At 68.6% G+C, this 23951-nt stretch carries 22 protein-coding genes; 15 read left to right on the top strand and 7 right to left on the bottom strand.

From position 1 onward, the window contains the following. Nucleotides 1-4: 4 nt before the first annotated feature. Together H074_RS33750 and H074_RS33745 are read left to right on the top strand one after the other, a co-directional pair. Nucleotides 5-895, top strand: coding sequence for an AraC family transcriptional regulator (locus tag H074_RS33750; RefSeq protein ID WP_007034582.1), 891 nt, complete (start codon nucleotides 5-7; stop codon nucleotides 893-895). 74 nt (nucleotides 896-969) lie between these two features. Beyond that, complete coding sequence (locus H074_RS33745) at nucleotides 970-1419, top strand: SRPBCC family protein (protein ID WP_007034581.1); 450 nt, start codon at nucleotides 970-972, stop codon at nucleotides 1417-1419. A 7-nt stretch (nucleotides 1420-1426) separates the two neighbouring features. Here H074_RS33745 and H074_RS33740 read toward each other — a convergent pair whose 3' ends face one another. Next, a complete protein-coding gene (locus H074_RS33740; RefSeq protein ID WP_007034580.1) occupies nucleotides 1427-2389 on the bottom strand; it encodes a M64 family metallopeptidase in 963 nt (320 codons plus the stop codon). Nucleotides 2390-2501: 112 nt separating this feature from the next. Between H074_RS33740 and H074_RS33735 the strand changes: the two genes are divergently transcribed. From H074_RS33735 to H074_RS40485, 3 genes are all read left to right on the top strand, one after another. Continuing rightward, nucleotides 2502-3476: a LysR family transcriptional regulator gene (locus tag H074_RS33735; protein ID WP_039924046.1), complete on the top strand. Its 975-nt coding sequence runs from the start codon at nucleotides 2502-2504 to the stop codon at nucleotides 3474-3476. Between the two features lie 75 nt (nucleotides 3477-3551). After that, nucleotides 3552-4304, top strand: a complete 753-nt coding sequence (locus tag H074_RS33730; protein ID WP_007034578.1) for a trypsin-like serine protease — start codon at nucleotides 3552-3554, stop codon at nucleotides 4302-4304. 56 nt (nucleotides 4305-4360) lie between these two features. Beyond that, nucleotides 4361-4591: a hypothetical protein gene (locus tag H074_RS40485; RefSeq protein WP_083920539.1), complete on the top strand. Its 231-nt coding sequence runs from the start codon at nucleotides 4361-4363 to the stop codon at nucleotides 4589-4591. On the opposite strand, the gene H074_RS42140 is transcribed toward H074_RS40485, so the two are convergent. The 4 genes from H074_RS42140 to H074_RS33715 all read right to left on the bottom strand — a co-directional run bounded on the left by H074_RS42140 (nucleotide 4581) and on the right by H074_RS33715 (nucleotide 7064). Further along, on the bottom strand, nucleotides 4581-4712 hold the full coding sequence (locus tag H074_RS42140; RefSeq protein ID WP_255355316.1) for a hypothetical protein: 132 nt from the start codon (nucleotides 4710-4712) through the stop codon (nucleotides 4581-4583). The genes H074_RS40485 and H074_RS42140 overlap by 11 nt on opposite strands. Nucleotides 4713-4810: 98 nt before the next feature. Continuing rightward, nucleotides 4811-5800 (bottom strand): LuxR C-terminal-related transcriptional regulator, encoded by a 990-nt coding sequence (locus tag H074_RS33725; RefSeq protein WP_007034577.1) that lies wholly within the window; start codon nucleotides 5798-5800, stop codon nucleotides 4811-4813. A 12-nt stretch (nucleotides 5801-5812) separates the two neighbouring features. Next, a complete protein-coding gene (locus H074_RS33720) occupies nucleotides 5813-6466 on the bottom strand; it encodes a S1 family peptidase (protein ID WP_007034576.1) in 654 nt (217 codons plus the stop codon). Nucleotides 6467-6707: 241 nt separating this feature from the next. Beyond that, nucleotides 6708-7064 carry a hypothetical protein gene (locus H074_RS33715; protein WP_007034575.1) on the bottom strand — a complete coding sequence of 119 codons (357 nt, stop codon included), beginning with the start codon at nucleotides 7062-7064 and terminating at the stop codon, nucleotides 6708-6710. Between the two features lie 305 nt (nucleotides 7065-7369). Here H074_RS33715 and H074_RS33710 point away from each other — a divergent pair, with 305 nt between their 5' ends. From H074_RS33710 to H074_RS40855, 3 genes are all read left to right on the top strand, one after another. Next, nucleotides 7370-11065 carry a CARDB domain-containing protein gene (locus tag H074_RS33710; RefSeq protein WP_235096946.1) on the top strand — a complete coding sequence of 1232 codons (3696 nt, stop codon included), beginning with the start codon at nucleotides 7370-7372 and terminating at the stop codon, nucleotides 11063-11065. Nucleotides 11066-11329: 264 nt separating this feature from the next. Continuing rightward, entirely contained in the window at nucleotides 11330-12253 is a 924-nt protein-coding gene (locus H074_RS33705) for an alpha/beta hydrolase family protein (RefSeq protein WP_007034573.1), read from the top strand. A 57-nt stretch (nucleotides 12254-12310) separates the two neighbouring features. Continuing rightward, nucleotides 12311-12616, top strand: a complete 306-nt coding sequence (locus tag H074_RS40855) for a hypothetical protein (RefSeq protein ID WP_161630719.1) — start codon at nucleotides 12311-12313, stop codon at nucleotides 12614-12616. On the opposite strand, the gene H074_RS33700 is transcribed toward H074_RS40855, so the two are convergent. Further along, complete coding sequence (locus H074_RS33700; RefSeq protein ID WP_007034572.1) at nucleotides 12582-12977, bottom strand: ATP-binding protein; 396 nt, start codon at nucleotides 12975-12977, stop codon at nucleotides 12582-12584. The genes H074_RS40855 and H074_RS33700 overlap by 35 nt on opposite strands. A gap of 682 nt (nucleotides 12978-13659) precedes the next feature. Between H074_RS33700 and H074_RS33695 the strand changes: the two genes are divergently transcribed. Next, nucleotides 13660-15534 carry a Calx-beta domain-containing protein gene (locus H074_RS33695; protein ID WP_007034571.1) on the top strand — a complete coding sequence of 625 codons (1875 nt, stop codon included), beginning with the start codon at nucleotides 13660-13662 and terminating at the stop codon, nucleotides 15532-15534. A gap of 65 nt (nucleotides 15535-15599) precedes the next feature. Here H074_RS33695 and bla read toward each other — a convergent pair whose 3' ends face one another. After that, nucleotides 15600-16490 (bottom strand): class A beta-lactamase, encoded by an 891-nt coding sequence (bla, locus tag H074_RS33690; protein WP_007034570.1) that lies wholly within the window; start codon nucleotides 16488-16490, stop codon nucleotides 15600-15602. Between the two features lie 101 nt (nucleotides 16491-16591). Between bla and H074_RS33685 the strand changes: the two genes are divergently transcribed. From H074_RS33685 to H074_RS33660, 6 genes are all read left to right on the top strand, one after another. Continuing rightward, nucleotides 16592-17473 carry a LysR family transcriptional regulator gene (locus H074_RS33685; protein WP_007034569.1) on the top strand — a complete coding sequence of 294 codons (882 nt, stop codon included), beginning with the start codon at nucleotides 16592-16594 and terminating at the stop codon, nucleotides 17471-17473. Then, on the top strand, nucleotides 17470-18372 hold the full coding sequence (locus tag H074_RS33680) for a serine hydrolase (RefSeq protein WP_007034568.1): 903 nt from the start codon (nucleotides 17470-17472) through the stop codon (nucleotides 18370-18372). Before H074_RS33685 ends, H074_RS33680 begins: the two co-directional genes overlap by 4 nt. Nucleotides 18373-18690: 318 nt before the next feature. Continuing rightward, on the top strand, nucleotides 18691-19302 hold the full coding sequence (locus tag H074_RS33675; protein WP_007034567.1) for a LysE family translocator: 612 nt from the start codon (nucleotides 18691-18693) through the stop codon (nucleotides 19300-19302). Between the two features lie 9 nt (nucleotides 19303-19311). Continuing rightward, entirely contained in the window at nucleotides 19312-20319 is a 1008-nt protein-coding gene (gene ppk2, locus H074_RS33670) for a polyphosphate kinase 2 (RefSeq protein WP_007034566.1), read from the top strand. Nucleotides 20320-20887: 568 nt separating this feature from the next. Further along, complete coding sequence (locus H074_RS33665; protein ID WP_007034565.1) at nucleotides 20888-22657, top strand: alpha/beta hydrolase; 1770 nt, start codon at nucleotides 20888-20890, stop codon at nucleotides 22655-22657. A gap of 218 nt (nucleotides 22658-22875) precedes the next feature. Beyond that, complete coding sequence (locus H074_RS33660; protein ID WP_007034564.1) at nucleotides 22876-23793, top strand: helix-turn-helix domain-containing protein; 918 nt, start codon at nucleotides 22876-22878, stop codon at nucleotides 23791-23793. Nucleotides 23794-23951 lie beyond the last annotated feature (158 nt).

The following is a 23951-nucleotide window of genomic DNA, read 5'->3' as shown; positions in this document are numbered from 1 at the left end:
AGCCGTGGTGTTCGATTCCGAGCGATTCGACCTTCAGCCCTACATCGGTTTCGACATGTCCCGCTATGTCCGGCGGACGTATTGCAGCTGGGAGGATTCCGACTGGGAGTCGCTGCTCGTCCAGCGGTTCGAACACGTTCCGGTCGCCGAGGACATGCGGCTGCCCGCCGTCGCGGATCTGCATCTGGTCCTGCCGCTCTCGGGGCGGGCGGTGATGGAGACCCGCGGCGACGGCCGGTGGAACCGTCACCAGTGGAGGCCGGGACGGCTCGAACTCGCCGTTCCCGGCAGGCCGCTGCTGCGCCGGTATCGAGGTGACGAATCGATGCGCAGCCTGCAGGTGCACATCCCGGGCACCATGGTGGAGTCGGTCGCCGCGCGGCTGGGCGGCCGCGCGGTGGACCACGAGGCGATGGCGGCGTCCGTGGCAGGGGGAGATCCGCTGCTCGACGAACTGGTCCGGGCGGCCGGGAACGCGAGGGAGGACGACGACCTCTACGCCGAATCCGCGGCCGCCTTCCTCACCGTGCACCTGCTCACCCGCCACGCGCGGAAACCGAAACCACCGCGCGCGGGCCGGGAAGACCACAGGGTCCGTGCGGCCGTGGCGATGATGCGCGACAGGCTGGCCGAACCGCTCAGCGTCGCCGAAATCGCCGGGGAAGTACATCTGAGCGTCTACCACTTCATCCGGGTCTTCAAGGAGAAGACCGGCGAGACACCACACCGTTTCCTCGCCGGGCTCCGGATCGAGGAGGCGCGAAGGCTGCTGCGCGACACCGATCTCCCGATTGCCCGGATCGCGAGCAGATGCGGGTTCGCCACTCCCGGCGCCTTGTCGGCCGCTTTCCTCAAGCACACCGGATCGCGCCCCTCGGAGTACCGCAATTCCTGATCGCCGCCCCGCAATCCGGCGCATGGTGACCCCGTCCGCCCGTTCCTAGGGTGAGGCGTGTGAGTAGTTCTGGAATGCAGTCGTACGACGTCACCGCCGAATCGTCGGCGCCGCCCGCCGCAATCTGGGCACTGTTGGTGGACGCCCGCAGCTGGCCGGTCTGGTCGCGGGTGGGTTCCCTGGAAGTCGCCGCGTCGCAGGGACTTTCCGCCGACGGATGCGACGGGGTCGGCGCGGTCCGTGCCTTCCGTACCGGCAAGACGGTCACCAAGGAACGGATCACCGCCCTCGACCCCGAAAGACGGTTCGCCTACGAGGGTGTGGACGTGCCCGTGATGATCGACTATCAGGCGGCTGTCGATCTGTGTGAAACGCCCAGCGGTGGGACACGGATCCGTTGGCACGGAACGTATCGCGTGGGCCGGGGCAGCGCGTGGATCTTCCGGTGGTACCTCCGCCGCTTCATGCGGGACATGGCGACCGGGCTCGCCGGCCACGCCGGCGGCCCGGTCCGGAGGCCATGACGGCGAATCAGTGCCGGGCGGCGCCTTCGCGGTGGAAGCCCGCGATCATCGCCTCGGTGCTCGGCGGGTTGAAGGGCTGCCCGAGGGTGCGCATGAGCGAGTTCACGCTGGGGCGGTACATCCCGGTCTTGCAGTAGCGGGATCCCTCGAAGACGCCGACCGTGCCGCCGTCGGGGGAGGGCTTGCCGAGCCAGGTGTACCACTTGGCCCGGCGGTCCCGCATCTGCGCGGCCGTGAGCGTGGAAGCGTTGGGCTCCCGGGGTTCACGGGTGTCGCAAGTGCCGTAGTCGTACTCGTCGGCGAGCCCGCCGATGGAGTGCCCGAGTTCGTGGGCGACGATCTGGCTGGCCTGGATGTTGCCGCCCGAAGAGGTCGCGACCCCGCCGCCGGCGCCGCCGTACTTCGTGGTGTTCGCCAGCATGATGACCTGATCGACGTCCGGCGCGGCCGCGGCGTACTGGTTCGCCTTGGTTTCGTTGACGCACAACAGCCGTTCGATGCCGCCGCACCAGAAGTACGAGCCCAGCGCGGTGTTGCGCCGCACCCCCTGGGTCGGATCGTTCGTGATGCCGGACTGGGCGGAGACGACGTCGACCTGCCAGAGGTTGAACTGCTTGCGGTAGCTCTTGTACGGCTCGATGGCGAAGAGCGCCGCGATGCTGGAGCGGACGTGCTGCGAGTACGTGCCCAGCTGCGAGGAGGTGTAGCCGTCGCCGACGAACACGAGGTCGAAGGTGGTCTCGCTGGGGCCGTTGATTTCGATCGGGGTCACCGCGGCGGCACCGGCGATCTGCTGTGGCGCGGCGGTCCGGTCCGAAACAGGCCGGGAGACCTCCACCCGGGCGATGGTTCCTCCGGGTTCGAAGGCCTCCATCGATGTCGTGAATCGGGGGGCCGCCGACGCCGTCGCGGGAACGAGTCCGGCGACGAGGATGGCGGTCAGCGCGAACATGAGACAGACGCGTCGCATGCGTACTCCTTGCGGGGAGGGGGAGAAGGGGGAGGGGCAGAGAGGAGTACGAAAAACGATCCCGACTTTCGACGGCTTCCGGCACATCCCAAGTGGCCATAAGGTCCGCGTGATGGACGTCGAGTTACGTCACCTGCGAGTGGTGTGCGCCGTCGCCGACGCGGGCAGCATCACGCGCGCGGCGATCGGCATCGGGAGCACCCAGCCCGCGTTGACCGCCGCCGTGCAACGGATCGAGCGCGCGTTCGGCGGAACCTTGTTCGTCCGAGGCCGGGACGGGGTCTTCCCGACGGCGTTCGGCGAACGCGTGCTCGTCCGCGCGCGGGCCGTCCTCGCCGCGGCGGACACGATGCACCGGGACGCGGCGCGTTTCCTGGCGGAAGGCGAGAAACGTCCTGTCGCGCTGGGTGGGATCGGTGGTTCGATGGTCGTCGAGCTGGCGGACCGGCTCGGTGATTCCGGCCGGGGGCAAGCGGTTTCGGTGACCACCGAGTTCTCGCCCTTGCGGCTGCTGGATCTCGTGGCGGGTGGGCAACTCGACGCGGCCGTCGTCGCCGACTATCCCGGTCACGTCCTGCCGCGGGCCCCGGGAGTGGAATCGCGGCCGCTGGCCACGCAACCGGTGTTCGTGGCGATCGCCGCCGACCATCCGGCCGCGCGCCGCGCCGAGATCGCCCTCGCCGACCTCGCCGGGGAACGGTGGGTACTCGGGCCCTCCGACGGCGCAGGCTGGCCGGAGTGCTTCGAGGAAGCCTGTACTCAGGCGGGATTCCGGCCGCAGGTCGCGCACCGGAGCACGGAGTTGCGGCCCCTGCAACGCCTGATCGCGGCGGGCCGGGCGATTTCCCCGTGCCAGGTGACCTTTCCTGCCGCACCCGGGATCGTCATCCGTTCCCTCGCGGGGGATCCGCTGTGGATGCGGTACCTGATCGCCTGGAGCACCGAAGGTGCCTTCGGCGGGGACAGCGACGCCTTGATCGCCGCGGCCGAGGCGGCCTACCGGTCTGATACCGATAGCAGCCACCCCTATCGCCACTGGCTCGCCCGCCGCGGCGAACCGGCAGGCGGACGGCGTGCCATCGGGTGACACCTGGTCGGGGAATTCCCCTTGTCGGGCGGGGGGTCCTAGCCTCGGATCACCTCATCGACGAAGGGTAAGAAATTGCGTCTGCGCGCCCTGCTGGCCGCTGCTGTCCTGACCATCACCACCGCTCCGGCCGCGCTCGCCGCGCCGGACGTCGCCCATGGCACCGATGTCCCACCAGGGCAATTCGGGTTCGTCGCCAAGATCGCGATGACGAAGATCCCACGCCCGGACGGCTCGACCTACAGCAGTTACTGCACGGGTGCGCTGATCGCGCCCGGCTGGGTCGTCACCACCGGGCACTGCTTCCACGACGCGCACCGCAAGCGGGTCGCGGGCAAGGTGCCGTATCCGACGACGGTGACATTGGGCCTTGTGGACGAGGCGATCGAATCAGGCGTTGCTCGCAAGGCGACCGAGGTGCTCCAGGCGAAGGAGAACGACGTCGCCCTGATCAAGCTGGACACCCCGGTGACGACGGTGACCCCGCTGACGGTGAACCGCGTGCTCCCGAAGGTCGGCCAGCAGCTGACCTTGGCGGGCTGGGGCAGCCTGACCGCCAAGAATCCCGCTCCGGCCACCCGGATGCAGCAAGGCACCGTCCAGGTGGCGACAGTGGCCCCGACGACGATCGGTGTCCGCGGCGCCGCGCCGTCGATCACGACCAGTGCCTGCACGTACGACTCGGGTGCACCGTACTTCGTCCCGGGAGGCAAGAGCGGCGCCTTGGTCTCGCTGGAGGCCGCCGGGCCGGACTGCCCGCACGCGGGGATCGAGACGACCTCCCGCGCGGACGTCATCGCGGACTGGATCGCCACCCAGACGGGCTAACGGGCCGTTTCGGCCGATGGCGGACCGGGTAGTGGCGTGAGCAGGAGGTAGTTGCGATGACGAATGCTCGAATGACCGCGCCTCCGGCGCCGCCGAACCCCATGCCGCCGGATCCCGGAGTCCCCGATCCCGGTATTCCCGAACCGGTGCCGGACCCGGGCAGGCCAGAGCCGGTCCCGGACCCCGGGGTGCCCGAACGGGTCCCCGATCCGGGACCGGACCGCCCGCCGCGGGAACCCGGGAGTCCGCCGGAATCCCAGCCGGGACCGGCCGGATTCAGAGGGTGAACGCGAGCCAGAGCGCGAGCCAGGCGCAGGCCGCGATCGCGACGACGACCGCGAACACCCGCAGGCCGGCGGTGGCGATCCGCAGCGACGCGGTGCCGGTGTGGTGCCGGTGATTCCCCATGATTCCGCCCTCCTTTCAAGATCACCTTCCGCTCTCGGCGCGTTCGCCGCAGCGGGGAGGGTCTACCCGGGTGACCCCATCCGGGTGAGCGCGGGATGTCAGAGCCAGCTGTTGTGCGCGGCGAAGACCCCCAGCTGGAACCGGCTGGAGACGCCCGCGCGGTCCATCAGGTTTTCGAGATAGCGGAACAGGGTGCGTCTGCTGACGCCGAGTTCGGCGGCGATCTCGTCGTCCTTGCGCCCGGCGGCGAGCAGGAGCAGCAGTTCTCGTTCGACCGGACGGATCGGCTGGTCGGACGCCCGTCCTCGCCGGTCGAGCGGAAGCGCGGCCGCCCACGAGGTTTCGAACAGCCCCTCCAGCGCGGAGAAGAGGCTGCAGGGGCGCACGATGACGATGGACTGGTTGCGATCGGCTTCGCGGATGGTCAGCGCGATGGTGGCCGCACGGTCGTCGAAGAGTGTCAGCTTCACCGGGAGTTCGGGCAGCAGACGTGCCTGCTCACCGGCTCGCAGGCACGGCAGGATGTTCGCGGCGAGATAGCCGGGATCGCCGAGTGACGCTCCACTGTAGACACAGCGGTAGGTGATCCCGCGCCGTAGTTGTTCCTCCTCAAGGAGATTCCGGCGGCCGCCGGTGAAATAGGGAGGGGAGTCGAGACGGCGCACCTGATGCCGCACCGTGGTCGCGAGGTGCTGCAGCCGGGGGATGATGGCGTCGCCGGTGACCACTTCGAGCAGATCCTGCGCGTTCGGCATCCCCGAATGCGCTCGCCGGAAGGCGCGGTACGCGGTCTGGACCGCGAGCCGCGCATCATGCAGTTCGGCCTGCCGTCGCGTGGTCAGCGCGGTCAGCGCCTCACTGGGGTTCGCGGGGAGGTATTCGGCCCCGTCCACTCCGGCCGACACCGCGAGCCCGGCGTCGGCCAGTTCTTTCAGCGCGAGCTGGACGGTCTCCGCGTCGTCCTCCCGCCAGGCCAGTTCCCGGGCGGTGACGGGTGCGCTCTCGAGCATCCGCCGGTAGATCCGGGCGGCGGTCTCGCCGAGGCCCAGCCTGATCAGCTGCGCGCCGAGCGCGTCCTGGGGAGTCACCGGTGTCACGACCTAGACGCCCGAGGTGTCGCGGATCCAGGTTCGGTTCGCCGAGATACTGGTGTGCGTCGAGCTGTCCACCTTGTTGCCGGCGATGTGCACGCCGACCTGCTTGCCGCCGACGAAGACCGGTCCGCCGGAGTCGCCGCCGTTGGTCAGCCCGTCGCCCCGGCGGGCCTTGATCAGTCCACTCCCGACACTGGTCACCGTCATCCGGGCGACCTTGAGGTAGCGCTGCAGATCGCCGTCTTCGTTGTAGCCCCAGCCATAAACGTATTCGGTGTCGCCGACGGCGACAGAGGTGCCGAGGGAGGCATACGTCGTGCTCACCGAGCGGTCGAGTTTCAGCAGCGCGATGTCGGCGCCGCTGGAGGGCGTGTGGATATCGGCTACCACGGCGTACGTTCCGGCCCGGTGGTCGACGTCGCCCACTCGGACGGAGTAGTCGGCGCCGGGTTCGTCGATGCAGTGCTGTGCGGTGAGCACCCAGCGGGCGCTGATGATCGACCCGGAGCACCACTGCTCGCCGTTCTGCTCGATCATGGCCGCCCACGGGCCGGACTGGGCGTATTCGCCGTCGATGATGGGGGCGGCGCCGGCGGCGGGCGCGATCGTCGTGAGCCCGGCCGCGCACAGCAGAGCGGTGAGAAGACCTCGGATACGCATGGGTGCCTTCCAAAGCAGGGGAAACAGGGAAAGGTAATGAGAAATCGACGGGTCACCCGTTTTATGGCCGTGGCGGAATCGCCAGGGATCGCCCGGCCGGATCCGCTACCGGTTTTCCCATGCTAGGCAGGCGGATACGGCCGTTGATAGCGACTAAAGACGGGAGAAGGCCGCGCCGGACGGCACCGGACCCGGGCTTTCGGCACGGGAGTGCCGATGGCACCGATGTGTCACCGCGCGATCATCGACGACGGCGTTTCCCGGAAGGCCTGGTATCGAGCAGTTCCTCGGCGAGCAGGATGGCCCGGTCCGACAGCGTGGTGGACAACCGTTCCACCGAATCGCCGATCCGGCTCGCTTCCCGGCGCACGCCTTCACCGACCGGCTTGCTGTGCCGGTCGGCCATTCCCGCGAGCCTGCTCCCGGAGAGCAGCACCAGATCGGCGACCCGCTCGCCCAGTTCGGTCAGCCGGTTCGCCGTCCTGCCCGCGCGGCGCGCCACGAGGTCTTCGGTCTCCCGCCGCAGCTCCCGGACGGCGGTCCTCGACTCGGTCGTCGTCCCGGTGAGCGCCGACTTCAGGGTTTTCGTCACGTCCATCAGGGATCGACCTCCACGCGGCTAGCCTGCGTTTGAGCGTACATCTGTACACCGTGTCTGCGGAATACGTATCTACGACTTTCCTTGCAGCGCGGGAAAGAAGCAGAAGCTGTTCGAGTTTGGAGAACGCTCGTAAGCAAAGAGGGTGCTGCTGCTGTCCAGGGCTTGACCGAGAGGCGCTTTCGCCGGGGCTAGAAGTCGCAAAATTTCTGAAACATGTCAACTTCTTGCATTTCATCTCCGGGTTGTTGCATGCTCGTACGGCTCTGGCTCCCTCCCCGCCGTCTCAAAGAAGAGAAGACGCCATGACACGTATGAGCCTGTCCCGGATCGTCGTCGGGTTCCTGGTCACGGGGCTTTCAGTCGCCGGACTCTCCCTCGCTTCCGCCGCGAGCGGGCCACCCCCGGATCCCGCCGCCCCACCCGGTTCCGCCGCGCTCGCCGAGGTGCCGTTGACCCGCACGGTGTCGGCGAGCAGCGCGCTGCCCGGCTATCCCGTCGCGAACGCCGTCGACGGGAACCAGGAGAGCTATTGGGAATCCGCCGGCAACGCGTTCCCGCAGTGGATCCAGGCCGACCTCGGGACGGCCAAATCCCTTTCGCGGATCGTGCTGAAACTGCCGTCGGGCTGGGAATCCCGAACCCAGACGCTGGTCGTGCGCGGAAGCACCGACGGCACGGCGTTCACCGACCTCGCCGCGTCGGCCGGCTACTCGTTCGCTCCCGGCGCCAACACGGTCACGATCCCGATGACCGCGTCGGCCCGCTACGTGCGACTGCAGGTCACCGCGAACACGCGGTGGCCTGCCGCGCAGCTTTCGGAGTTCGAGCTGTACGGGCCGGACACCGGTGACACACAGGCGCCGAGCGCGCCCGCGAACCTCGCGCTGACCGAGCCCGCCACCGGCCAGATCCGGCTGACTTGGGCGGCCTCGGCGGACAACGTCGGGGTCACCGGCTACACCGTCTACCGCGACGGCACGCCGGTCACGACGGTCGCCGGCACGACGTTCACCGAGACCAGGCCCACCGGGACCCGGGTCGAGTACTTCGTGCGGGCGAAGGACGCGGCGGGCAACGAATCCGGCGACAGCAACCACGCCGTGCGCTCCGGGACGAGCGCGGGCGCGAATCTGGCGGCGGGCAAACCGATCGAGGCGACTTCGGCGGTCCATTCGTTCGTCGCGGCCAACGCCAACGACAACGACACCGCCACGTACTGGGAATCCGCCGCGGGCTATCCGAACTCGCTGACGGTGAAGCTCGGGGTCGACGCGGACGTCGACTCGGTCGCGGTGAAGCTCAACCCGGACGCGATCTGGGGCGCGCGGACGCAGAACTTCGAGATCCTCGGCCGCGCGCAGGGCTCCACCGCGTTCACCACCCTGTCGGCACGAGCCGACCACCGGTTCGATCCGGCCACCGAGCAGAACTCCGTGGTCATCCCGGTCAGCGGACGCGCTTCGGACGTGCGCCTCCAGTTCTTCGCCAACTCCGGTGCCCCCGGCGGTCAGGTCGCGGAGTTCCAGGTGATCGGCACCCCGGCCCCGAATCCGGACCTCGTCGTCACCGGCACGACCTGGACGCCGTCGAATCCGACCGAGAGCAGCAGCCTCGCCGTGTCGGCGACGGTGAAGAACACCGGCACCGCGAACGCGGCCGCCACGACAGTGAACGTCAGCCTCGGCGGCACCGTCGTCGGCGACGCGGCGGTCGGGCCGCTCGCCTCCGGCGAGTCCGCCACGGTGACCGTCGACGCGGGAACGCGGCCACAGGGCACGTACACCGTGGCCGCCACCGCCGACCCGGCGGGCACGGTGGCCGAGCAGAACGAAACCAACAACACCTACACCTCGCCGATCCCGTTGGTCGTCGCGCAGTCACCGGGGCCGGACCTCGAGGTCACCGGCATCACCTCGAACCCGCCCAGCCCGGCGGCCGGTTCGGCGGTGTCCTTCACCGTCGCGGTGCACAATCGCGGTACGAGTAGCGCGGGCGCTTCGGTGACGAGGCTGGCCGTCGGCGGTGCCACGCTGACCGGCGCCACCGGTGCGATCGAGGCGGGTGCCACCGCGAAAGTCGCGATCTCAGGCACGTGGACCGCCGTCAACGGTGGCGCGACCCTGACCGCGACGGCCGACGCGACCGGAACGGTCACGGAGACCAACGAGTCCAACAACAGCCTTTCGCGGACGATCGTCGTGGGCCGCGGCGCCGCGGCCCCGTACGTCGAGTACGAGGCGGAAGCCGCGCAGTACCAAGGACAACTGCTGGAGGCCGACCCGCTGCGCACCTTCGGCCACACGAACTTCGCGACCGAGTCCTCCGGCCGCAAATCCGTGCGGCTGGCGAATCAAGGGCAGTACGTGGAGTTCACGTCGGCGAACCAGGCGAACTCGATCGTCGTGCGCAACTCCATCCCCGACGCCCCCGGCGGCGGCGGGCAGGACGCGACGATCAGCCTGTACGTCAACGGCACGTTCGCGCAGAAGCTGACGCTGTCGTCGAAGCACAGCTGGCTCTACGGCAGCACCGACGACCCCGAAGGGCTGACCAACACCCCGCAGGCCGACGCGCGGCGGCTGTTCGACGAGTCGCACGCGCTGCTGGCCCGGTCGTACCCGCCGGGCACGAAGTTCAAGCTGCAGCGGGACAGCGGTGACAACGCGGCGTTCTACATCGTCGATCTCATCGACCTTGAGCAAGTCGCCCCGGCGTCGGAAAAGCCCGCGAACTGCACGTCGATCACGGAGTACGGCGCGGTGCCGAACGACGGGAACGACGATTCGACCGCGATCCAGCGCGCGGTGACCGACGATCAGAACGGCGTGATCGGCTGTGTCTGGATCCCGGCGGGGCAGTGGCGGCAGGAGAAGAAGATCCTGACCGACGACCCGAACGTGCCCAACGGCGGCGGCCAGTACAACCAGATCGGCATCTCCGACGTGACGATCCGCGGCGCGGGCATGTGGCATTCGCAGCTGTACTCGCTGATCGAGCCGCAGAACGCGGGCGGCATCAACCATCCGCACGAGGGTAATTTCGGGTTCGACATCGACAAGAACACGCAGATCTCCGACATCGCCATCTTCGGCTCCGGCCGGATCCGCGGCGGGGACGGCGGTGCGGAAGGCGGCGTCGGTCTCAACGGCCGGTTCGGTACCGGCACGAAGATCTCGAACGTGTGGATCGAGCACGCCAACGTCGGTGTGTGGGTCGGCAGGGACTACAGCAACCTCCCGGCGCTCTGGGGGCCGGGTGACGGCCTCGAGTTCAGCGGCATGCGGATCCGGAACACCTACGCCGACGGCATCAACTTCACCAACGGCACCCGGAATTCGAAGGTGTTCGACTCGTCGTTCCGCACCACCGGTGACGACTCGCTCGCGGTGTGGGCGAACCAGTACGTCAAGGACCCTTCACTGGACATCGCGCACGACAACGTGTTCGCCAACAACACGATCCAGCTCCCGTGGCGTGCCAACGGGATCGCGATCTACGGTGGCTACGGCAACAAGATCGAGAACAACATCGTCCACGACACGATGAACTACCCGGGCATCATGCTGGCGACGGACCACGATCCGCTGCCGTTCTCCGGGGAGACGCTCATCGCGAACAACGCCCTGTACCGCTGCGGCGGCGTGTTCTGGGGCGAGCAGCAGGAGTTCGGCGCGATCACGTTCTTCGCGCAGGGCAAGGACATTCCCGGGGTCGTCCTGCGGGACACGGAGATCCACGACTCGACCTACGACGGTGTCCAGTTCAAGACGGGCGGCGGTGTGGTGACCGCGGCCCTCAGCGGCGTCAAGATCGACAAGTCGAACAACGGGGCGGGCATCCTCGCGATGAGCGGCGCTCGCGGCAGCGCGACCTTGACGAACGTGACGATCACGAACTCCGCGGGCGGCGACATCGTCCGTGAACCGGGGTCGCAGTTCGTGATCAACGGCGGACCGGTTCCGGCGGTGGTCTCGCCGGGTCGCCGCGGCACGAGGTAGGCGGAAGCGGTTCGGGGGCCGGAGCGGGAAACCACTCCGGCCCCTTTCACGTCCGGGGGCTCGATCCCGCGACGGCCAGCCGGAGCGGAGGCCCGGCTTCCTCGATGGCGGCGGAACAGGAGTTCTCGTACGCGGGGTCGGCTCCGTCGCAGGAGACCGCCTCAAGAAGAGTCCGAGGAGTTTGACAAAGCGGAACACTGCTCCGTATGTTTGTGGAACAGTGCTCCGTTTATGCGGCGCCGTTTACCCAAGGGAAGAGTCACCATGAGCACGCCAGTAATCTCGATCGCCCCGGTGCGGCTGCCGGCTCCGGATCGGGCCGTGGACCTGGAGCTGCGGATCTCCGCGCCGACGACCGGAAGCGAGCTGCCGATCATCCTGCTTTCGCACGGCCAGGGTCCTTCGAACCATCTCTCGTCGTTGAACGGCTACGCCCCGCTCGTGAACTACTGGGCGGCGCACGGCTTTGTTGTCATCCAGCCGACCCACCTGAGCTCGCGGACGCTGAACCTGCCGCCCGGCGACCCGGAAGCGCCGCTGTACCAACGGTCCAGGGCCGAGGACATGATCCGGATCCTCGACCGGCTCGACGAGATCGAGGACGTCGTCCCGCATCTGCGCGGCAGGCTGGACCGGGGCAAGGTCGCCGTGGCCGGGCACTCGATGGGCGGGCACACCGCGAGCCTCCTGCTGGGCGCGCGCTACACCGACCCCCGCAGTGGGGAAGAAGTGAACCTCGCCGAGCCCCGGATCTCGGCGGGTGTCCTGCTCGCCGCGCCCGGGCGTGGTGGCGACGCCGTCACCGAATTCGTGGCCGAGAACTACCCCTTCTTCCTCAGCACGGACTTCTCCGCGATGGCGACACCCGCGCTCGTCGTCGCCGGGGACAAAGACGCCTCCACTCATCTGACGGTTCGAGGCCCGGAGTGGCACACCGACCCGTATTTTCTTGCGCCGGGCCGCAAGGCCCTGCTCACCCTGTTCGACGCGGAGCACGGGCTCGGCGGGGTGTCCGGCTACGACGTCGCCGAGACGACGGACGAAAATGTGGAACGCGTGGCCGCGGTGCGGCACCTCACCTGGGCCTACCTTCGCTCCGCGCTCTACCCGGAGGACATCGCCTGGCAGGTGGCGTGCGAGAAACTGGCCGCGGCGCCGGATCCGCTCGCCCGGGTCGAGTCGAAGTAGTCCAGCGCACCGCTGGTTCGACGGTGAGCGTTCCCGCGTCCGTCTCCAGGACGGCGGGTGGCCGAGCGCGATCCCACACACGCCGTGGAGCGCGCCGGATCGGATCAGCTGGGTGAGCTGGCGGTCGATCTGACCGAGGCCCATCGTCCGCTCGGCTTCGAGGAACAGGAAACCGTGGATCCCCGCCAGGCCGCAGTGTTGCCAGAGCGCCAGGTGCAGGGCGGTGATGTCCCGGAAAGCCGGCGGGGGAGACGGGACGACGCGATCACCGGGCCGGTGGCGCCGGCGCCACCAGGGCGCTGCGCGAGCCTGTCACGCGATGACCGTGTCAGGGCAACGGAATCTCCGCCCACACCGTTTTGAACCCCGCGCCGGTGTCCACGCCCCACCGCGTGCTGATCGCCTCGACCAGCGCCAGTCCTCGCCCATGGGGGCTCGTCGGGTCTCTTTTGGTCACGCGGTGCGGCCGCAGGCGCGGACGGCGGTCGTCGACTTCGACGCGGACGACGTCCCGGCCCGAGGGGACGGATACCCTGAGCTCGGCGACGCCGTCCGCGTGTTCGTGCGCGTTGGTGACCAGTTCCGTGGTCAGCAGCTCGGTGTCCGCGATGGTGGCGCGGCCGACCTTGCTCAGCCGCTCTCGCAGCCAGGCCCGGATTTCTCCCAGTGGCGGGGCGATGCCGGTGGGGAATTCGTAAGCCTGTCGTGTTCTCGTGATACCCACGCGTTCTCCTTAGCGGGTTTCCCAGCTGGCCAAGAGCATGGGCGCAGGGAGGGAGTACCCAAGGAGTGCGGGGTTCACACGCGGGAGTGCCCGGCGATCGCGGTGACCCTGATCTCGCCCCGCATGTTCGGCGCGCCGAGGGTAGGAGTTCACGGCGATGACGTCGCGCCAGGTGGCGCCTGCGGTAGTTCCGCGCGGGGGTCGTGAGTGGCAAAGAGGGTTAGAACGCTCTTTACCACGACCCCGTGTGAAGTGGCCAGGTCGCTGTGGCGAGCCCGCTCCCGCCGCCAAAACTGCGGACGCCGAGCAAGCAGGGTCACGCTCGCCCAGAGGTCTCGCCGTGATCTCGATCTATCGTCGGCGTTGCGACATTCGGTGAATGTTCACCGGTGAAGGCAGCGCGAAATCGGGTTTCCGTGCGGTGAAGTGATCACGGAAAAGGTGGGAATCCCGGTCCTTCCTCATGCTGGTGAGTGAGCGGCGCCGGAGCTCTTCCCGCTCCACGGCGTAACGCGGTCATGGTCCGCGTAGCCCGGATTCGCGGTAACAGCCCCGTTGGGCGCCTTGACACGGGGCGTTCCGGGTGACATCCGTGGCCGGCGCTAACGAATTGCGGATCTTTCCGTTTCTTCAGGAAGCCCACAGGAATTCCGGCTCCGGCCGGGTCTCGAAAGGGAAGTCCATGTCACGAAGACCACTGCTCGTCGTCCTGACCGCCGTCACGGCTATGTTCGCGTCCACCGCGGTCGCCGCCGCGGCCCCGCCGGGAGTCGACCCGGCCACGGTCGATCTCACCCTCGACGCGGGGCAGAGCACGACCGTGACCAAGAACGTGACGACCTCGGCCGTACCGCCGAATCCCGACCTCGTCCTGCTCGCGGACACGACGGGCAGCATGGGCGGGCCGATCGGCAACGTGCGGTCGAACGCCAGTGCCATCACCGGTGACGTGCTCGCCGCTCAGCCGACCGCGCAGTTCGGCGTCGCCGAGTACAAGGACTTCACCGATTCGGTGCCGTTCAAGGTCAACCAGGGCATCACGGGTGACACGACCGCCGTCCAGGCGGGGATCGACCAGTGGGCGGCCGCGGGCGGCGGGGACACACCGGAGGCGAACCTGAACGCGCTTTACCAGCTGGCCACTGGCGCGGTCGCCTTCCGCCCGGACGGCACCCGCATCATCGCGTGGTTCGGTGACGCGCCGTCGCACGATCCGAGCGGCGGGCACACACTTGCCCAGACCATCGCGGCGCTGCAGGCGGCGAAGATCCGTGTGGTCGCCGTCAACGTCGGTGGTCTCGACGCCACAGGACAGGCCTCCGCCATCACCTCGGCCACAGGCGGTGTACTGCTGAACAACGTCCCGGCCGGTCAGGTCTCGCAGGCCATTCTGGACGGCATCAAGTCCATCGAGGTCACGGTGACCCCGAAGGTGACCAGCTGCGACCCGCAGCTCACCGTGACCAACGACCCCGGCAGCATCAAGGTGACCAGTGGCGAGGTCGCCACGTTCACCGAGACGATCACGGCGGCGGCCGGCGCCGCTCCCGGCACCTATCAGTGCGTCGTCGACTACCAGATCGACGGGGTTTCGCGGGGGTACATCGAAACCACGACCGTGCGCGTGCTCGGCTTGAGCATCAACGACGTGACGGTCAACGAGGGCTCCGGGGGCGCGCAGGTGCCGGCGACGTTCACGGTGTCGCTGCTCGGCGGTCCCAGCCCGAATCCGGTGACGGTCCAGTACGCGACCGCCAACGGCACCGCGACCGCGCCCGCCGACTACGCGGCGGCGAGCGGGACGGTCACGTTCGCCCCCGGCCAGACGGCCAAGCCGGTGACCGTCCTGGTCGACCCGGACACCGTCGACGAGCAGGACGAGACGTTCACGGTGAATCTCTCGGCCCCGTCGGGCGCCGGTCTCCTCGACGCGACCGGTGTCGGCACGATCGTCGACGACGACCGTGATGGCGTCTTCTCCTGCACCGGCACCGCGGCGAACGTCCTCGGCGTGACCGCGGCGCAGGCCAACCCGGCGAATCTGCCTTGTGCCGACGACAGCCGCACCGTCGCCGCCGCGACGCTCAACGCCGGCCTGATCAAGGTGGAGACCAAGGTGCTGGCGGCGTCGACCGATCTCACTCCGGACGACCAGTCGGCGGCTCCGGCCGCGGGAGATCGCGCGCTGGCGTCGGCCAAGATCGACAAGACGGTGATCAGCACGCTCGGGCTGACCGTCGAACTCGGCGTGATCCAGTCGCAGGCGACGGCGACCTGTCAGTCGTCGCCGGGCGGACTCGCCCCGGTCCTGGCGGGCAGTTCGAACGTCGCCTCGCTGAAGATCAACGGTGAGTCGATCACGGTGGGCTCGGCGCCGATGACCATCCCGCTGGTCATCGGCTCGCTGAAGCTCAACGGCCAGACCGTGGCGAACGGCGTCGTGACGCAGCAGGCCGTCGCGCTGGACACCGCGCTCGCGAAGATCGTGCTCGCGGAGTCCCAGGCCGACGTGCACGGAACCTCGGCGCATCCGGCGGGCAACCCCTGCCGTCGCTGAGCCGCTGAACCCCGCCGGGACGGACGGATCCTCGTCCGTCCCGGCGGGGCAGGCCGTCCGTTGGATCAGGGGAGGGCTTTCACCGCGGCAGCGGTGGCCTCGGCGAGGAGCTTGTTGTCGATCTTGGCGTCCTTGTCCGGCCGGTCGGTCAGCACCGAGATGACGATCGGTGCCCGGTTCGGCGGCCACACGACCCCGATGTCGTTACGCGTGCCGTAGGCGGCCGTGCCGGTCTTGTCGGCGACCGGCCAGCCGGGCAGCCCGGCGCGGATGTTCTGATCGCCGGTGGTGTTGGCGCGCATCATGTCGACCAGGATCTTGCGTTTGTCCTCGGGGAGGGCGTCGCCGAGGGCGAAGGCGCGCAGGCTCACGGCGAGGGCGCGGGGTGTGCTGGTGTCCCGGTTGTCCCCGGGCGCGGTGTCGTTGAGTGCGGGTTCGATCCGGTCGGCGTGGCTCGTGGTGTCGCCGATCCCGCGGAACACCGCGTTGAGTCCTTCGGGGCCGCCGAGTTCGCGGAAGAGCAGGTTCCCGCCGGTGTTGTCGCTGTACCGGAGGGTCGCGTCCATGACGGCGCGCAGCGGCATGCCCGTCGCCACGTGCTTCTCGGTGACCGGCGAATCGGCGACCACGTCCTTTCGGCCGTAGGTCACCGTGCGGTCCAGGTCGGCGACCGGTGTCCGCTGCAGGACACCGCCGGCGCTGAACACCTTGTGTGTCGAGGCGTAGGCGAAGCGTTCTTCGGCGCGGAAGGCGACCTCGCGGCCGGTCGCGGTGTCCACCGCGTACACCCCGAGCCGGGCGCCGAAGGTGCGTTCGAGCCGTTCGAAGTCGGCTCGTCCGGTCGACACGGCCGGGGAGGCGGCGGGCGGCTGAGCCGGTGCGGGCGTGGAACACGCGGTGAGTGACGCGACCGAGAGCGCCAGCAGGGCGGCCCACCGGCGAGAAGTGACGGACACGGTGATTCCTTTCAAGATCGTTCGATGTCCGCAGTCTGTCCAGCGCCGGTCATGCTGTCCAAGACACGAATGACCTTTTTCATGCGAAATCCGCATAGTATGTGGCCGTGGACCTGATCGGGAGCTGCCGGGCGTTCGTGAGCGTGAGTGAGGCCGGGACCTTCACCGCGGGAGCCGCGATCGCGCGCATCCCCCAACCGGTGGCGAGCCGCCGGATCGCCGCGCTGGAACGGCATTTCGGCGAGCGGCTGTTCGACCGCTCCACGCGCCGCGCCGTGCTCACCCCGTTCGGCCGGGACATGCTGCCGTCGGCGAAACGGCTGGTGGCGTTGGCCGACGCCATGGAACACGACGCGCAGCGCGCGAAACTGCGGCCGATGCGGCTGGCGATGCCGGAAACCTGCACCGTCCGCGAGCTCGCCGAACTCGACGCGGCGGCACGAGCGCTGGACGTCTTCCTGGAGTTCCGGCAGGCGCCGCCGCGGGAGCGGGCGGAACTCGTGCGCACGCAGGAGGTCCGCGCGGCGCTCACAGCCGTCCCCGCCGAAGAGGGCACTTGGAAGGTGCCGCTCGGGCTGGCGGGCGGAGGCAGGTCGCGGGCGGGCGTCCTCCATCTGGAAACGCTGCGTGTCGGCCGGTCCGGTGGTTCGCCTCGCCGGGTCTGGATCCAGCCCGAGGACGACGTCCCGCATCTCCGCGACCGCCTCTTCCGTATCCGTGACTCGGTGGGACTGCGGCCCGCGCAGGTGTCCGTCGCCGATTCGCTCACCGCGGCCGCCGCTGCCGTGTTCGGTTCGGAGGATCTGCTGCTGTGCTCGACGGCCCAGGCCGCCGAGCTCGGCTTGACCTGGCGCCCCATCGGCGAGATCCGGCTCGCGCGTGGTTTCGAGGTCACGGCGGGGCCCGGCGAGGACGCGCAGCGGTTCCGGGCACGATTGTGGCCGGACATCGCCCGGTGTCTCGGCGCGGAGGAGACGGCATGAACACGGAAACGCTGCTGTCGCGGCTGCGCGCCGAACTGGACGACGGCGGCCTGCGGGGTTCGTTCCTCGTGCGCGACCTGCGGACCGGATACGAGGTCGGGATCGACCCGGACCTGGAGTTCCCGAGCGCCTCGCTGGTGAAGATCCCGCTCGCCGCGGCGACCCTGGAGCGGATCCGCCGGGGCGAACTGGACGGCTCGGCTCCGATCGACGTCGAGCCGGGGCGGGCCACCGCGCCGGGGCCGACCGGGCTGACACGGTTCCGGCATCCGGCCAGGGTGGCGATCGACGACCTGCTCTACCTGACGATGGCCATCAGCGACGAGACCGCCGCGGACACGCTCTTCTCGCTGACACCTCCCGCCGAGGTCACCAGGATGACGCGCGAATGGGGCGTTTCCGGGATCACCGCGCGGCATCCGGCCGCGAACCTCAGCGACACGCCCGCCGAACGCTTCGACCCCACTGATGTCCACCTCGCGCACGCGCTCGCGATCAACGCGGGCACCGCCGGACAAGGCCACCCCGTTCCGCAGCTCGACATCACGCGCGCGAGTTCCGGTTCGGCCCGCGCGTTCGTGAACCTGCTCGAAGCACTGTGGAAACCGTCCAAAGTGGACGAAGAGGTGGCGGCGCGGGTGCGTGAGCTGATGGGACTCAACCTGCTGCGTCAACGGCTGAGCCCCGATTTCGTCTCCGACGCCACGAAATGGTCGTCGAAGACGGGCACCGTGCTGAACTTGCGACACGAGGCCGGGGTGGTCGAACACGCCGATGGCGGGATGTTCGCGATCGCCGCGATGACTGGGTCGCGGGTGCCCGCGGCGATCCAGCCGGAGGCCGAAGTGCTGATGGCCCGCGTGGCGCGGGCGCTGCGGGATCACCTGCGCGAGGGGTGACGCTGGACACGGCGCCCGCGTCGTCAGCCCCGAGGAAATCAGCCCGGCCGACCTCGATTCCTGTGACCTCGTGGGTTTCGGCTCGGGAATCTTCACCATGGACTTCCATCCGCGCCTGCGCCGGTTCGTCCAGGAGCTGCCGGAGAAGCAGCGGCGGAAGGCGTTCGTGTTCACCACGAGCGGGCTGCCCGAACCGCGGTTCCGGCGAGAACCGCCCCGGCGCGGCCGATCTCGAAGCGGCGCGACGATTCGCCGAAGGCCTCGGCGGTTGATCGAGCCCCGCGTGGGGCACTCGATGGCCCTAGGAAGGGAGTGTCGATGAGCGCGGGAACCCTGGCGGTGTTCGCCGGTGTGGTCATGATCGCCTACATGATCCCCGGCCCGGACTGGATGGTGATCCTTCGCCATTCCGCGCGGAGCCGCCCGGCGGGATTCGTGGCGGCGGCCGGTGTGCAGTGCGGCCTCGCCGTGCACATGACCGCCGCGGCGTTCGGTGTTTCGGCGGCGTTGCTGCACAGCGCCGCCGTCTTCACCGTGCTCAAGATCGTCGGCGCGGCGTATCTCGTCTATCTCGGTGCGCAGGCGCTGTGGAGGTCCTGGCGCGGTTCCAGGGCGTCCGACGTCGAAGAACCCTTGCCTGAACGGGTGTTCCGTCAGGCATTCCTGTCCAATGTGCTCAATCCCAAGGCCGCCTTGTTCTTCGTGAGCGTGCTGCCGCAGTTCGTCGACCGTGAGGCCGCCGTGGCGCCGCAGGTGCTGATCCTCGGCCTGCTCGACATCGGCCTGGGGGCCCTGTGGTGGGGGCTGTTCGTGTTGCTCACCGCCCGGCTGTCGGGTCTCATGCGCCGGAGTGGTCCGCGCAAGGTGCTCGACCGGGTCACCGGCACCGCGCTCGTCGGACTCGGTGGCGCGCTGGTGGCCACGAGCTGATCACCGCGTTTGCGGGTCGTCCGACGCGGGTATCAGCGGCTCGTGCTCGACCAATCGTACTTTCCGGAACTTCGGGAACAACGTCTCGTCGTCGACTACGACGACGCCGACGACCCGGTTCTGCTCCGCCCCGACGGATCCCCGATCGACACCTGGCGGGAGAACTACCCGTACTCGACGCGCATGTCGCGCGAAGAATACGACGTGGTGAAACGGTCTCTGCAGATCGAACTACTGAAACTGCAGTACTGGATCAAGGACACCGGCGGCCGCATGGTGATCCTGTTCGAAGGACGTGACGCCGCGGGCAAGGGCGGCACCATCAAGCGGTTCACCGAACACCTCAACCCGCGCGGCGCGCGAGTGGTGGCGCTGAGCAAGCCCACCGAACGCGAGCAGGGAGAGTGGTACTTCCAGCGCTACGTGAACCACCTGCCCACCGAAGGCGAAATCGTGCTGTTCGACCGATCCTGGTACAACCGCGCCGGCGTCGAACGGGTGATGGGGTACTGCACGGACGAACAGTACGAACGCTTCATGCGGCAGGCGCCGACGTTCGAGCGGATGCTCGTCGACGACGGGATCATCCTGGTCAAACTGTGGTTCTCGGTGTCGAAATCCGAGCAGCGCACCCGGTTCCTCATCCGGCAGGTCGACCCGGTGCGGCAATGGAAACTGAGCCCCAACGACCTCAAGTCGCTCGACCGCTGGGACGCCTACACCGAGGCGAAGGTCGCGATGTTCCGGTCCACCGACACGGAGATCGCGCCGTGGACGGTGGTCAAGAGCAATGACAAGAAACGTGCGCGCGTCGAGGCGATGCGTAGCGTGCTCGCTCGCGTGGACTACGCAGACAAGGACGAGGACACCGTCGGCGAGCCGGATCTGAAGGTGATCGGCGCGGCGGCGACCCTGCTGGAGGAAGGGGAGGACGAGGCGTCACTCAGTCCGACCCCGATCGCGCCGTTGCCGGAGCCCGATCACGGGCCGGGTCTGCATCCGGAATCGCCGTCGTGAGTGGTGAGTCGCGTTAGTACGGACTGGTATTCGCCTAACTGCTGCTGACCTGCGCGGGGGCGACGATTTCCAGCGGGTATCGGGACCGTCTATGAAGGAATCAGGACACTCGACGTCCCAATTCCTTCATAGACACGAGTTGCCCCTCCCGGACCATGATCAACGGAAGATCCGGGACACTCAACGTCCCCCATCCTCCGTTGATCAAGGCTGTGCCACTCAGACCCGGCGGCCGACACCCCACGGCACCAAGGCGGGGTCGGGTCCAGTAGGTAAGCGAATACCGGTCCGCCAGAACGTCACTCGCCACTCACGACCCGACCGCGCCTCGCCCAGTTCCCGAGCGAGGGGCGGCGAAGGACATCTCGTTCGCCGGATATCGGCGGCACGGCTGGTCCGGTCCCGGCTGATCGCGCGGTGTCGAGATCCCGTCATGTCGGGTTTCCGCCATCTCCGGGCCGTGTGGGGAACCTGATCACCGGTCTTTACTTCACGTACGAACGTCGGGGGGCTCCTGTCGAAAGGGATCATGGTGATCAGTAGTACGAGAAAGACGCGGAGAGGCACGGTGGCCGTGGTCGCCGGTGCGTTCCTGGCCTCGGGCCTGGTGCTGGCTCCCGCCGCGGGTGCGGCTCCCGCGGTCAAGGCCGAGCCGGACACCGCGGTGCTCGCCGGTGCGCTGACCAAGCAGGCCGTGGCCTGGGGCGAGTGCTCGTTCCCCTCCGTCGCGCCGGCGACGGAAGCTGAGCTGAAGAAGGTCAAGGGCCTGGCCTGCGCCACCGTCCAGGTGCCGCGTGACTGGCACAACCCGCAGGACGGCAACACCATCGGCGTCCGCGTCTCCAAGACCGCGACCGCCTACCCCGGCACCGGCAGGCAGGGCATCGCCCTGGTCAACCCGGGCGGACCCGGCGGTGAGGGCCTGCCGTGGGGCGCCGCGATGGCGATGCGCAGCCCCGTGCTCGCCTCGCAATACGACTTCGTCGGTTTCGATCCGCGCGGTGTCGGCCAGAGCACCCCGCTGACCTGCAGCTACACCGTCCCGGACAGCACGGACCAGAACGTGATCAGCCGGGCGAAGGTCGAGGGCTGCCTGAAGAACCCGCTGACGAAGTTCATCACCACCGAGCAGACCGCTTACGACATGGACTTCATCCGGGTGCTGCTCGGGGAGAAGAAGACCAGCTACATCGGTTACTCGTACGGCACCTGGCTCGGCACCTGGTACGCCACCACCTTCCCGAGCAAGGCGCACCGGTTCCTGCTCGACTCCTCGACCGACGCGAGCCGTTCGACGCTGGAGAAGACCTGGGACCTGCAGCCGCGCAGCCGTGACCGCCAGTTCCAGGAGGCGCTGCTGCCCTACGTCGCGCGCAACGACGCCAAGTACAAAGCCGGCACCGACCCGCTCGAGATCCGCCGCAACTGGGAGAAGGCGGGCGGCACCCGGGAGTTCGCGGGCATGCTCTACGCCGCGTGGTTCATCATCCCGGCGATGTACGACACCACCCAGTACCCGTCGGCGGCCTCCATGGTGGCCGCGCTGGCGAAGGGACCGGCGCCTACCGGGACCGACGCGGAGAAACTGGAGCAGGTCGTCGCGAAGGCTCTCGCCACTCCCGGCCTGACCGACGCGAACAAGGCGTTCCTGAACAAGGCGAAGGGCAACGCGCTCGAGGCCATCGCGAAGAAGGACTCGGTCGAGCGCAAGGCCTCCTACCAGGGTGGCGCCGAGGTCGAGACCTGGGACGCCGCGTTCGAGGCGATCCGCTGCCAGGACGGCCAGTGGAACCAGAACCTGCACTACTGGACCTACTGGCAGGCCGACCTGACCGTGAACGCGCCCTTCATCGCGCCGATCATGGCCCTCTCGGGCGCGCCACTGTGCGCGTTCTGGCCGACCACCAACGCCAAGCCCGCGCCGGACCAGAAGACGTTCCCGAAGCTGCTGATCGCGCAGACCGAACTCGACGCTGCCACCCCGTACGAAGGCGCGCTCGCCACCGCGAACGGCCTGCCCGGCGCCAAGATGATCAGTGTCGACAACGAAGGCAGCCACGGGATCTTCCCGTACAACACCGATTGCGTCGACGACCCGATCGTCGCCTACTTCCAGACCGGACTCACGCCGAAGAAGAAGTTCACCGGCTGCCAGGGCCTGCCCCTGCCGGGTGAGGACAAGACGGTCGAGGTCGGCGGCAACCTCGGGCACGACGGGAAGATCAAGATCAAGATGATCACGCCCCAGGTGCGCAAGGCGAACGAGATCGTCCGTGAGCTGCTCGAAGGCACCGCCACGCCGGAAGCCGACGAGAAGGGCATGCCTGCCAACGCCTAGTCCCCGGCGTAGTCGAACAGAGGCTCCCGCGAGCCCGATCCGGTTCGCGGGGGCCTCTTCGGCGTGCTTCCGGCGGGATCTGTGACCCGTTCGTTATCGGTTCAGCCGCACGATCCCGCCGCTTTCCCCCTCAAGATCAGTGAGCGGTCACAGCGATGCCGCGACCTGTGACATCGATGTCACGCCGATCGATCCTGGGGTGGGGGAGGAGAAGCGTCATGCTCGCCGAGTCGCGAGGCCTGTCGGTGGAGGCCGAGCAGCTGTACCGGGCTCTGCTGGACGGGTGTCCGATCACGCCCGGCGCCGAGCTGGCCGAACTGGAGCGGTTCGGCCTGGTCCGGTCCGGCGCGTCCGGGGTCGAAGTGTGCCCGCCGCGCGCGGCGCTGTCGGCGTTCGCCGCGCAGCACGAAGCCGCGGCCATCCGCGCGCGGGAAGTGGCCGAAGTGCTCGGCGCCGCCTACTCCCTGCGGACGGGCCGGGACGCGGACTTCGTCGAGGTGCTACGCAGCCGGGACGAGGTGATCGCCACCTTCGAGGCCATGCAGACGCAGGCGGGTGTGGACATCGTTGCATTGGATCCGGGGTCGTACATGAGCCCGAAAGCCGAGGTGAGCACGGTGCAGCCGGGTTCGATGGCACGCGGCATCGCGTACCGCGTCGTCTACGACTCGTCCGTGCTGCAGGACGACGACGGATTCGCCCAGGTGCAGTCGAGTATCGCCCTCGGGGAGCAGGCCAGGGTTTTCCCCAGGTTGCCGCTGAAGCTGGTGATCGCCGACAGCAACCGGGCGCTGATCGCCGTCCCGAACTCCGACGCCGGTGACGTGCTGGCCCTGCTGATCCATCCGTCGATGCTGCTGAGCGCGTTGATCGAGTTGTTCGCATCGTTCTGGCGGATGGCCGTGCCGGTGCGGGCGGGCGGTCCGGACGACGCGGAAGCGGCGCAGGAACCGACCGTCGCCACTCGCCGTCTGCTCGCGCTGCTGAGCGGAGGCCTGACCGACGAGGCGATCGCGCGAGAGCTCGGCATCAGTGAGCGCACTGTGCTCCGGCGGATCAGCCGCCTGCAGCAACTGCTGGGCGCGCAGACCCGGTTCCAGCTGGGAGCGCAGGCGTCGCGCCAGGGCTGGCTTTGAGTTTTATGGCGGGAGCGTGCAGGGGAGGACGAGCGGAATTGTCACGTGGGAGTGGGGTCGGGGTTTCGTGAGTGGTAATGACGGTTAGTACTCCAGCCGGACTTCGTGATGTCGCTGGTGGGCTGCCTGAAGACAGGTGCGGCCACCAGTTGATCATG

The sequence above is a fragment of the Amycolatopsis decaplanina DSM 44594 genome, from assembly GCF_000342005.1.
Classification (GTDB): domain Bacteria; phylum Actinomycetota; class Actinomycetes; order Mycobacteriales; family Pseudonocardiaceae; genus Amycolatopsis; species Amycolatopsis decaplanina.
This window is presented reverse-complemented; position numbering and strand designations above follow the sequence as displayed.